This window comes from Pseudomonas sp. BSw22131 (genome assembly GCF_026810445.1).
GTDB lineage: Bacteria > Pseudomonadota > Gammaproteobacteria > Pseudomonadales > Pseudomonadaceae > Aquipseudomonas > Aquipseudomonas huanghezhanensis.
This window is the reverse complement of the sequence record NZ_CP113949.1, coordinates 2,345,234-2,357,289: the sequence shown is the minus strand read 5'-3', so window position 1 is coordinate 2,357,289 and position 12,056 is coordinate 2,345,234. Positions and strand designations below refer to the sequence as shown.

5 protein-coding genes are annotated in these 12,056 nt (G+C 59.3%); 3 read left to right on the top strand and 2 right to left on the bottom strand.

Annotated features, from left to right (window positions below):
• The first annotated feature begins 6 nt into the window (after positions 1-6).
• Positions 7-534, top strand: coding sequence for a chalcone isomerase family protein (locus OYW20_RS10580; RefSeq protein WP_408005486.1), 528 nt, complete (start codon positions 7-9; stop codon positions 532-534).
• A 78-nt stretch (positions 535-612) separates the two neighbouring features.
• Here the strand turns inward: OYW20_RS10580 and OYW20_RS10575 are convergent, their stop codons facing one another.
• Entirely contained in the window at positions 613-4,908 is a 4,296-nt protein-coding gene (locus OYW20_RS10575) for a dermonecrotic toxin domain-containing protein (protein WP_268800631.1), read from the bottom strand.
• Positions 4,909-5,203: 295 nt separating this feature from the next.
• Here OYW20_RS10575 and tcuC point away from each other — a divergent pair, with 295 nt between their 5' ends.
• On the top strand, positions 5,204-6,496 hold the full coding sequence (gene tcuC / locus OYW20_RS10570; RefSeq protein WP_268800630.1) for an MFS transporter: 1,293 nt from the start codon (positions 5,204-5,206) through the stop codon (positions 6,494-6,496).
• Positions 6,497-6,952: 456 nt separating this feature from the next.
• On the opposite strand, the gene OYW20_RS10565 is transcribed toward tcuC, so the two are convergent.
• Positions 6,953-8,416, bottom strand: a complete 1,464-nt coding sequence (locus OYW20_RS10565; RefSeq protein WP_268800629.1) for a glyceraldehyde-3-phosphate dehydrogenase — start codon at positions 8,414-8,416, stop codon at positions 6,953-6,955.
• A 182-nt stretch (positions 8,417-8,598) separates the two neighbouring features.
• Here OYW20_RS10565 and mfd point away from each other — a divergent pair, with 182 nt between their 5' ends.
• Entirely contained in the window at positions 8,599-12,051 is a 3,453-nt protein-coding gene (mfd, locus tag OYW20_RS10560) for a transcription-repair coupling factor (RefSeq protein WP_268800628.1), read from the top strand.
• The last annotated feature ends 5 nt before the right edge of the window (positions 12,052-12,056 follow it).

The following is a 12,056-nucleotide window of genomic DNA, read 5'->3' as shown; positions in this document are numbered from 1 at the left end:
CTGGGAATGCTGGCGTCTCCCCTAGCGTTGGCTTCTGATGCGGACCTGCTGAAACAGGCGGATTTCCCGGCAAAACTACAGGGCCAATCGCCTGTTCTGGAACGCAAAAATCAGGCGATTCTGACCTACATGTGGGCGAACGTTTATGCGGCGGCGTTCTACGCCGAGTCTTCGACAGGCGCTCAACAGGCGGTGACCGGCCAGACCCCGCAGCGCCTTGAGCTTTACTACTTTCGCGACATTGACCGCGAAGACGTGATCAAGGCAGCCAATGCGACGCTGGAGCGCCAGCAGACCAAAGAAACGCTGGCGCGACTGCGGCCTGAGATCGACCGGCTGCATAAAAGCTTTCAAAATATCCGCACCGGCGATCGCTATGAACTGAGCTGGGACAAAACGGACGGGCTGACCCTGACGCGCAATACCAAGGTCATTTTCGCCAGCCCCGACGCGGAACTGGCGAAAGTGTATCTCGCCATCTGGCTCGCACCCGACGGGCTGTCGGACAAGCTGCGAGAAGCACTGCTTAAATGAAACCGGTCATGAACCGAGTAAGCCAGTGAGTTTTTTTTCAGCGGTTGACCGGCGTAAACACCGTCGTGTCCAACGCCGTCAATCGCTGGTCGACGGTTGTTCAACAGTCACTCCCGGAAACAAGCGACGGGCAACCTCCTTGCTGATAACGCTGCGGTAGACGGCTACCACCGACTGATTGTCTTTCGCAGACTTGATCAGCGCCTTGTAACCGATAAATCGTTGCTCCGGCAATTTCAGGTGTGCGGCGGTAAAAGCGTCTGCCGCCGCTGCTTCACTCGCGTAATGAAAGTGGGCCCACCACAACACCCGCTGCTGCTTGTCACGGATCACGTACTCCTGAAGAAAGTCATCGCGTCGGGCGCCCGACATATTTTTGCGCGCATCGAAACGGGCGATGTCAACTTCACGCTCTTTTGCCATGTAACTCAGGCGTGCAGCGGTGGGCGGTTGCGCCTTGATCATCGCGATGCGGATCGCACGCCCTTCCTCGACCAGGCGATCAGCGCCACTTCGCAGCGATGCGACCAGCCCCTGTACATCGCTGGCAGCCCCGCCAGCCGGACCGTCATCCCCACTCTTAGAAGCGAGTTTATCGGCGAGCGCACTCAGTTTGTCAGCCCTTTGCACCAGAATGTCCTGCATGTCTTCAGGTTCGTTGACGCGTTTGGACTGGCGACGTGCGTTGCCAATCTCGGTCTCGACCCGACCCAGCAAGACGCCGGCCTGACGCTTGAGCTCTGCGAGCGTACTCGTGCCGACACGCGGCACAGGACGCGAAGGGGGCACAACCTCAACCTCCACCCACTCGCCGTTCTCGTGCAAATGGTAGGTACTGACGACCGCCTCACCCATGCCTTCCGTTACATCAACGACAGCGCCCGGCAATTCGGACTCGCCATCCCTGAGGCTGCCAATGAGCATGCGCTGGAAGCGGGTCTTGAACACCCGTTTACGAAGCTGCTTGATCTTCGGAGCATATTCGGACGGCTGCTCCGGCGGCTCTGCATTCTCCCGGATCAGGTCAGACAGGCGCTTTTCTGCGCGTTCCGAAATCCAGGACAGGTCTTCGATAAAAAGCTTGAATTGATCATAGATGACGACCTCCGGCGCACTTTCTTGCGCGCATGTGGCAATCAATGCACCTCGCTGATATTCACGGAGCGAGCTTTCCAGAACACCAATTTGTTCGGAAAGCGTGAAGTCATTGGGGTTTTCCAGAGCGGCGTGCGAACTGAATGCCCCGTGCATCCGATCATCGTTACGCAACTGCTTGAGTTCGCGCGCACTGTTGCCCGACAGAATTTCGTGCTCGCTGAAGCTCAACTCCAGATGCGACCACAGACGTCTGATCCTCCATTCCAGATGGCTGAAGAAATTGTCTTGCTGCACTAGCACGACTTCTGCACGCCAGCTTTCCTCGCCAACCTTGGGCACCGCGCGCAGCTCCAGCCACAAGGCTTCTCTGACTCGCGACCAATGAACACCGCGGTTTTGCAAGACCAACAAGTCCTCGAACAATTTCAAGTAAGCTTTGACATTGCCCACGGTCACGTTGCCCCGGGAAACAGCCTGCAATCCGGCCATCCGGTTACGTGCCTGCGTCCGCACCTCCATCAGCAGCCCCCCCTCGAAAAAGGCAATGCGGCGACAAACGCCCCGAAGATCCTTCGCAACGCTTTTATCCGCCGTGCGGTCAGCCGGACGCAGTGCCAGATCAAGTTGTTTCTTCTGCTCGAGGAGGCCGCTCAGCTCAGTTAACTCAGCCTCGATACGGGTCATGTGTTCAGACGACAGATCCTCCGGCTTTTCGCGAACCGCCGAGCCCCACTCGGCAAATTTCTGGTAAAGCACATCTCGACGCTGATCGAGTAACGCTTTGGCATGGATAACGCGCTTGAGCGTCGCTGCGTTTTCCAGCGCGAGCTGCCGGGCATTACGTTTGGGTGCGCCGCCGCGCAATCGTAGCGTCAGGTCGAGGGTCCATGCCTGATTGATGCGCCGCAGCGAAGGCCCCGTGATCGACGGATCGCGCCCGTCAACAATCGAGACGCCGGCCTCGGTAGAAACGACCCGGTAAACCCCGCTCTCCAGGCGCACAAACCATTGCTGGTCGTGGAGATACAGCCCTTGCGTGGCCGGCTCGACAGACTCTGCCCCTAACGCGGGCTCAGGCGTGACTTTCAGACGCTCAAGAGCGCTGGCCTGTGAAACAGTCAGTCGATGGCGCGAGCTGGACCATGAGTAATCGAGAAGCCCTCCTGCGTTGGCCGGTAAACCCCCGCCCGACTCCAAAGGGGGTTCTGAAGGAAAGACACGCGCAAGGGCCTTACTCTCCAGCAATGGCTGGCGCCGCGAGAACTCAATGCGAGGGCTAAAGCCTTGGTGCAAAAGAATCATCGAGATTGTCAATAGCAAGGTATTCCAGGCCTCGACACCTTCCTGCTTTGCCTTGCGACTCTCCGCCGCCAACACGTGATCGACGCTGATCATCAGTTGCACCAGCCAGAGTGCAGAGCCGACCGAGCCGGAGAGAAACGGCATCACCGCATCCAGTGCCAGCCAGCCGCCGCGCTTGATCAGCGCCCAGCGGCTCTCTGCATTGGAGACCGACTCAACCTCAGCCAGATCAGCCAGCGCCAGTGCATTAGCCTTGAATAACGCTGCAAACACGTCACCGTTGACAGCCGTCGTATCCAGCTGCGCCGGTGCGGGTGTTTCCAGCGGCGCGAATTCCGATCCCTCGCCGAAACGCACCACATGCGGCTGATCAAAACCGCCGTTGGCGTATCGCTGCCATGCGTGCTCGCTCATCCACGCCAATGTCTGTTCTTGCAACTCACCGGTCTGCGCTATGGCATCACGCAACGCCGCCCCGCTGACGAACTCGGTCAGCGGCACCCGCGCAAACGGGCGATACAACACCCACGGCCCAACGGCGGGGTCAGCATCAGTTATTACGAACATATTGCTGACCTGATCAGCAGGCGCGCCTGGCTGAGCGATAAACGCCAACGGACGCAGTACGCCTGTCGCGGTGTCGTCCGACGGCTGCAACAGTGAGCGTATCCGCCGATAACCGGCGTCAGACATATTGCCTTCGCCGCGGATTTTCTGTTCCAGCGCCTTGAGCGGCAGTTGAACCCGCAGTTGATCGGCAAAAAGCACTTCACGGCGGGCTGCTTGCGCTTGATCCGTAATCAGATAGTGGCGTACCAGTGCGGGGTAAGTCCGACCGATATCGACACGCGTGACCAGCTGTTTCAGATAATCGGGCGTTAACCATGAAGGTAAGGGGCCGCCGTCCTTGGTCGACAACGTAACGGTGCCATCAGGGAGACTGGAAAGATTCTCCAGCGCGAAGACTGCGACGCTCATCCGGATATTTTCCACGCTGCCCACACTGACAATCTGCCCTGCTGACGGTATGGCTGCGGCCACGACCTTGGCCAGCTGGACGGTCACATCATCCAGCGTTACGCCGGTCGCCTCCAGGTGGTCAGCCCGCATCGAGTCCTGCATGACCCGTCGTGCGTACTCAAGGATCGGTGGCAGATCGTCATCCCAGGATTTTCCTTCAGCGCGTGCACCGACCACCGCCAATGCCGATAACTGGCGGCTGTAAGCAAGGCGGTCAACTACGCTGGCCGCGCGTAGCCAGTCAGGGAGTTGATCCAGCCGTGAGATCGCCGGGTGCACGTTCTCAGAGGCCTTGTCGCGCAACAAAGGGCTGATGTCAGTGATGTGTGCGAGACAGCGCTCGATCTCGTCGAAATCCCCCAACCCCAACGAAAGAACGCCCCGGATCGACAACAGCTGCGCCTCAAGGCTGTCCAGCGCCTGGCGTTCGAAATCCGCATCAGTCGCCGCCTCAATGACAAGCACACGGCTGCTTTGGGCGGTGCCCTCGATGGCACTGCTGTCGCTGGGTCGCGGACCTAGCTGCTTCAGTGCCGCGACCAGCGACTGCAAAGGGCTTGAGCCAGTTTCGTCAGGAGTATCCCAAAACGCCACCAAGGCGTGCATGAAGCCTGCGAGCAGGTCCAGTGAAACGCTGTCGACAAGCACCGCCAGTTGCTCGACATCCACGTCCATCGTTACCGGCAGTAGCGCTGCCGGTTCAGCGATCAGCGTATTTTTTTCTGGGCGCCACTGTAGCGTTTTGCCAGTCGCGACACCCTGACGCAGGCAGTCCAGCAACGTTTCAGATTTCGGCTTGCCGGATAACGAGACGCGGGTGATCACCGCGATCGCCGGGTTGATTTCAAGGTCTGGATACTGAGCTTTGAGCGCGGCCTGTAACGCAGCCAACGCCAGCGGCAATAACGTAGGGCGGCGGGAAAACGTATCGATTACATCGAATTTCACATTCATTGTGGTTGAACTCGCGAGTGGACGTAGCACCCCGGCTGACAACAGCGGTCAGGCCGAAATATTTCAAGCGAGTTAAAAGCGGAACGGGTCGACTAATGACATAAACAAATATTGCTGCGAGTCGCCGCTCGCGACCGCAAAAGCCGAAGGGATGCATGGCTTCTGATTGCCAGAAGCCATGTTTACACATATCGTTACAAAATCTGTGTCGACCGCGACCAAGCACGGCCTGACCAGAGAGGACGCATAAATACAACGTATCCCCCCAGCTAGACAGCCTAAGTGAGTAATTTCAATGGCCTCGACCACAGGCAAAGGCAAAGCGATATTTCGCGTTGTCAGCGGCAACTTTCTTGAAATGTTCGATTTTATGGTCTATGGCTTTTACGCCACGGCCATTGCCAAAACCTTCTTCCCTGCCGACAGCGAGTTCGCCTCGCTAATGCTCTCGCTGGCGACCTTCGGCGCTGGCTTTTTGATGCGTCCGCTGGGCGCGATCTTCCTCGGCGCTTATATCGACCGTCACGGTCGTAAAAAAGGCTTGGTCATCACCTTGGCGATGATGGCCATGGGGACTGTGTTGATTGCCTGTGTGCCGGGCTACGCGACCTTGGGCGTCGCGGCGCCGCTGATCGTGCTGGTTGGCCGCTTGCTGCAGGGCTTCTCGGCAGGTGTCGAGCTGGGTGGTGTTTCGGTGTATCTGGCAGAGATTGCTACTCCAGGACGCAAAGGCTTCTTCGTCAGCTGGCAGTCGGCAAGTCAGCAGGCCGCCGTCGTGTTCGCCGGTTTGCTGGGCGTTGCCCTCAACCACTGGCTGAGCCCTGAAGACATGAGTCAATGGGGCTGGCGTGTACCATTCCTGATTGGCTGCCTGATCGTGCCGGTGATCTTCGTCATTCGTCGCTCCCTGGAAGAAACCCCTGAGTTCGAGGCTCGTGCTCTAAAACACCGCCCCACCATGGGTGAAGTGGTGAAGTCGATCGGCCAGAACTTCGGCATCGTGATCGCCGGCATGGCGCTGGTGGTCATGACGACTGTTTCGTTCTATCTGATCACTGCCTACACACCGACCTTTGGCAAGAACGAGTTGCACCTGTCAGACCTCGACGCGTTGCTGGTGACCGTTTGCGTCGGCATCTCGAACTTCATCTGGCTGCCGGTGATGGGTGCGTTTTCGGACAAGATCGGTCGTAAACCGCTGTTACTGGGCGCGACCATCCTGGCCATCGTGACGGCTTACCCGGCACTTTCCTGGCTGACTGCAAACCCAAGCTTCGGCAATTTGTTGATGGTCGAGTTGTGGTTGTCGTTCCTGTATGGCTCCTACAACGGCGCCATGGTGGTCTCGCTAACCGAAATCATGCCGGTTGAAGTCCGCACTACCGGCTTCTCGCTGGCCTACAGCCTGGCGACCGCCACTTTCGGTGGCTTCACGCCTGCAGCCTGTACCTACCTGATCCACGTGCTGGATAACAAAGCAGCGCCCGGCCTTTGGCTGAGCGGTGCGGCCGTGCTGGGCCTGATTGCGACGCTGGTGCTGTTCCGCAAAGGTCAGAGCCACGTGCACGGGGCTGCCGTGGCGCAGTGATGAGCTGCACACACGGAGCTTTAAGTAAGTAGAAAATCAAAAACGCCCCGACTGAGTTCGGGGCGTTTTTGTTAGTGCTTTGCGAACCATCCGGTTGCGACGGGTCGCAAGCACCCAGACTTACCCGCGAACTGTTGCGAGGCTTGCCCGCGAAGCTGCCGGGCACCGGCAGTGAATCCTGCGCATGCGGTGTTTCAGGAATAACTCGGGTGTTTGGTTTTGGGGCCGCTGCGCGCCCCATCGCGGCCTCGCCCTGGCTCGTCAACTCCTACAAAGGTACCTCGGCAGCCTCCGTAAGCGGCTAGGTTCGCGGCTTCACGAGGTCTGATCGTTGCCGCACACTCGCAAACGCCCTCTGCCGCTCCCACCAACAAAAACGCCCCGAACTTGTCGGGGCGTCTGGGTGTTGCCTCAGCTTGCGGCTTGAAGCTTACCGCTTGAAGCTGCCTGTACTATTCAGGCCGGAAACGCTGGCGGGTTGACCCCGGCCATGTCTTCCATCACGCGCACAACCTGGCAGCTGTAACCGAATTCGTTGTCGTACCAGACGTACAGCACGACACGGTTATCGTTGCAGATGGTGGCTTCGGCATCGACCACGCCGGCGTGACGCGAGCCAACGAAGTCGGTCGATACCACTTCCAGGGAGTTCACGAAGTCAATCTGCTTGTGCAGATCAGAGTGCAGCGCCATGTAACGCAGGTACTCGTTGACTTCTTCGCGGGTGGTAGCGTTTTCGAGATTGAGGTTGAGAATCGCCATCGACACGTTCGGCGTCGGTACGCGAATCGCGTTGCCGGTCAGCTTGCCGGCCAGCTCAGGCAGCGCTTTGGCGGCAGCCGTGGCAGCACCGGTTTCGGTGATGACCATGTTCAGTGCGGCGCTGCGGCCACGACGATCGCCCTTGTGGAAGTTGTCGATCAGGTTCTGGTCGTTGGTGTACGAGTGAACCGTTTCGACGTGACCGTTGACGATGCCGAACTTGTCGTTGATCGCCTTGAGCACCGGCACGATGGCGTTGGTGGTGCAGGACGCCGCCGAAACGATTTTGTCGTCATCGGTGATTTGCTGGTGGTTGATACCGTGAACGATGTTCTTCAGCTTGCCCTTGCCCGGAGCGGTCAGCACCACGCGGTCGATGCCGGGGCACTGCAAGTGCTGGCCAAGACCGTCTGCATCACGCCACACACCTGTGTTGTCCACCAACAGCGCATCTTTGATGCCGTACTGGGTGTAATCGACTTCGGCGGGGTTCTTGGCGTAGATCACCTGAATCAGGTTGCCGTTGGCGGTGATCGTGCTGTTGGCTTCATCGATAGTGATGGTGCCGTCAAACGGACCATGCACCGAGTCACGACGCAACAGGCTGGCGCGCTTGACCAGATCATTTTCAGCGCCTTTACGCACCACGATTGCTCGCAGACGCAGACCGTCGCCGCCACCGGTTTTCTCGATCAGGATGCGTGCCAGCAAACGCCCGATACGGCCGAAACCGTAAAGCACGACATCAGTCCCCTTGCGTGGCCCGGTGCCTTGCTTGCCGACGATGTCCGCCATTTCTTCCCGCACGAACTGCTCGGCGGTACGACCATTGCCTTGGGCCTTGAACTTGACCGCCAGCTTGCCCAGATCGACCGAAGCGGCGCCCAGTTTAAGCTCGCTCATCGCTTTGATGAGCGGGAACGTCTCGTGTACGGATAATTCGCAAGCGTCGGATTGACGATGACGGGCAAAGCGGTGAGCTTTGAGTATCGCGATCACTGAACGGTTGATCAGGCTGCGGCCATAGATCGAACTCACCACATTGTTATTGCGGTAGAGCTGACCGATAAGAGGGATCATCGCCTCGGCGAGGGCCTCACGATCAATCCATTCACCAAGACACTGGTCGGGCTTCTGAGTCACGGGAACCTTCCACATGTAGGGGCTGAAAAAAGGGGCTACATTATGACCGCGCCTTTGTTTATGAGCAATGCGCGGCTGTCAGCTCGCAGAGCACTACATAAATACCGGGTACAATTTTGCGGTCGTAAAACTGACAGCCGATTCCTTCTTTAGTTACAATCCCCGCCCCTGCCGCAACGCCTGGAGCTTTATCTTCCGTGCCCGTCCTGCGCCTACCGAAACTTCCTGCTGCCGCAGGCAAAACCCACTGGGGAAATCTGCCCGGTGCCGCTCAGAGCCTGGCGATTGCCGAGGCCGCCAGCGCGGCGAAACGTTTCACCCTGCTGCTGACCGCCGACAGCCAAAGTGCCGAGCGGCTGGAGCAAGAGCTGAAATTTTTCGCGCCCGACCTGCCGGTGCTGCACTTCCCGGATTGGGAAACCCTGCCTTACGACCTGTTCTCGCCGCATCAGGACATCATCTCCCAGCGCATTGCCAGCCTGTACCGGCTGCCGGAGCTGGTCCATGGCGTGCTGGTTGTACCGATCACCACCGCCCTGCACCGCCTTGCCCCTACCCAGTTCCTGCTGGGCAGCAGCCTGGTGCTGGACGTAGGGCAGAAACTCGACCTGGAACTCATGCGCAGTCGTCTCGAAGCCACCGGCTACCGTTACGTCGACACGGTGTACGAGCACGGCGAGTTCACGGTACGCGGCGCGTTGATCGACCTGTTCCCGATGGGCAGCAAACTGCCCTACAGGATCGACCTGTTCGACGACGAAATCGAAACCCTGCGCACCTTCGAGCCGGAAACCCAGCGCTCCATCGAGAAAGTAGACTCCGTGCGCCTGTTGCCGGCCAAGGAGTTCCCGCTTCAAAAAGAAGCCGTTACCGGTTTCAAGGCGCGCTTTCGTGAACGCTTCGACGTCGACTTCCGCCGAAACACCATCTTTCAGGACTTGAGCAGCGGGATTACCCCCGCCGGTATCGAGTACTACCTGCCGCTGTTCTTTGAAGAAACCTCGACCCTTTTCGACTACCTGCCGCAGGACACCCAAGTGTTCTCCATGCCCGGCATCGAGCAGGCGGCAGACACCTTCTGGAACGACGTTCGCAACCGTTACGAAGAGCGTCGCCACGATCCGGAACGTCCGTTGCTCCCGCCTGCGGAACTGTTTTTGCCGGTCGAAGATTGCTTTGCCCGCCTGAGAACCTGGCCGCGCGTGGTGGTCAGCCAGGACGATATCGACACCGGCGCCGGCCGTGACCGCTTCCCGGCCGCCACGCTGCCTAACCTGGCAATTGACGCAAAAGCACCTCAACCGCTGGGTGCCCTGGCCGCTTTCCTCGATGAGTTCGCGGGGCGCGTGCTGTTTACCGCAGAGTCCGCCGGCCGCCGCGAAGTGCTGCTCGAACTCCTTGAACGCCTCAAGCTGCGCCCGAAAACCGTGGACAGCTGGCAAGACTTCGTCGACAGCAAAGAGCGCCTGAGTATCACCATCGCGCCGCTGGACGAGGGCCTGTTGCTAGAAAACCCGGCCCTGGCGCTGATCGCCGAAAGCCCGCTGTTCGGCCAACGGGTCATGCAGCGCCGGCGCCGCGAGAAACGCGCCGACGGCCACAGCGCCGATGCGGTCATCAAAAACCTGACCGAGCTGCGCGAAGGCGCGCCAGTGGTGCACATCGACCATGGCGTCGGCCGTTACCTGGGGCTGGCGACGCTGGAAGTCGAGAATCAGGTCGCCGAATTCCTGATGCTGCTTTATGCAGAAGAAGCCAAGCTGTATGTGCCGGTTGCCAACCTGCACCTGATCGCACGCTATACCGGCAGCGACGATGCCCTCGCGCCGTTGCACCGCCTGGGCTCTGAAACCTGGCAGAAAGCCAAGCGCAAGGCCGCCGAACAGGTGCGAGACGTCGCCGCCGAACTGCTCGACATCTACGCCCGTCGCGCGGCGCGCGAAGGCTACGCGTTCGCCGATCCGAAGCTCGATTACGACACGTTCAGCGCGGGCTTCCCGTTCGAAGAAACTCCCGATCAGCAAACCACCATTGATGCCGTTAGGGCCGACATGCTCGCGCCCAAGCCGATGGACCGGCTGGTCTGCGGCGACGTGGGCTTCGGCAAGACCGAAGTGGCGATGCGCGCGGCCTTCATTGCCGTGCACGGCGGGCGTCAGGTAGCGATTCTGGTGCCAACCACCCTGCTCGCCCAGCAGCACTACAACAGCTTCCGCGACCGCTTCGCAGACTGGCCAGTGACGGTCGAAGTCATGAGCCGGTTCAAATCCGCCAAAGAAATCAACGCCGCCGTGGCCGATCTGGCCGAGGGCAAGATCGACATCGTCATCGGCACACACAAGCTGCTGCAGGATGATGTAAAGATCAAAAACCTGGGCCTGGTGATCATCGACGAAGAGCATCGCTTCGGGGTGCGTCAGAAAGAACAGCTAAAGGCGCTGCGCAGCGAAGTCGACATCCTGACCCTGACCGCCACGCCTATTCCGCGCACGCTGAACATGGCCGTCGCCGGAATGCGAGACTTGTCGATCATCGCCACGCCGCCCGCGCGTCGTCTGTCGGTGCGCACTTTCGTCATGGAGCAGAACAAACCCACGGTCAAGGAAGCACTGCTGCGTGAATTGCTGCGTGGCGGGCAGGTGTATTACCTGCACAACGACGTCAAGACGATCGAGAAATGCGCGGCCGACCTCGCTGAACTGGTCCCCGAAGCCCGTATTGGCATTGGTCACGGCCAGATGCACGAACGTGATCTCGAACAGGTGATGAGCGACTTCTACCACAAGCGGTTCAACGTGCTGATCGCCTCGACCATCATCGAAACCGGCATTGACGTGCCAAGCGCCAACACCATCATCATCGAGCGTGCCGACAAATTCGGCCTCGCTCAACTGCATCAACTGCGCGGGCGTGTCGGACGCAGTCACCACCAGGCCTACGCCTACCTGCTGACGCCGCCGCGCAAACAAATTACCCCGGATGCGCAAAAGCGTCTGGAGGCCATCGCCAATACCCAGGACCTGGGCGCAGGCTTTGTACTGGCCACCAACGACCTTGAAATCCGTGGTGCCGGCGAGCTACTGGGCGACGGTCAGAGCGGGCAGATTCAGGCAGTCGGTTTTACCCTGTATATGGAAATGCTCGAGCGCGCGGTCAAAGCCATTCGCAAGGGTGAGCAGCCGAATCTGGATCAACCGCTGGGCGGCGGGCCGGAAATCAACCTGCGTCTGCCGGCATTGATCCCCGAGGCTTACCTGCCGGACGTGCACACCCGGCTGATCCTCTACAAACGCATCGCCAACGCCGCCGACGAAGAAGGCCTGAAAGACCTGCAAGTCGAGATGATCGACCGTTTCGGCCTGTTGCCCGAACCCACCAAAAATCTGGTGCGCCTGACCTTGCTCAAACTCAAGGCCGAGCAACTGGGCATTAAAAAGGTCGATGCCGGGCCTCAAGGCGGGCGCATCGAGTTCGGCTCCGATACACCTGTCGATCCGCTGACGCTGATCAAGCTGATCCAGAGCCAGCCAAACCGTTACAAATTCGAAGGCGCCACAATGTTCAAATTCTCGGTGCCCATGGAACGGCCTGACGAGCGCTTCAATATCCTTGAAGCGCTGTTTGAACGTCTGACTCCGAAATCTGCTTGAAGGAT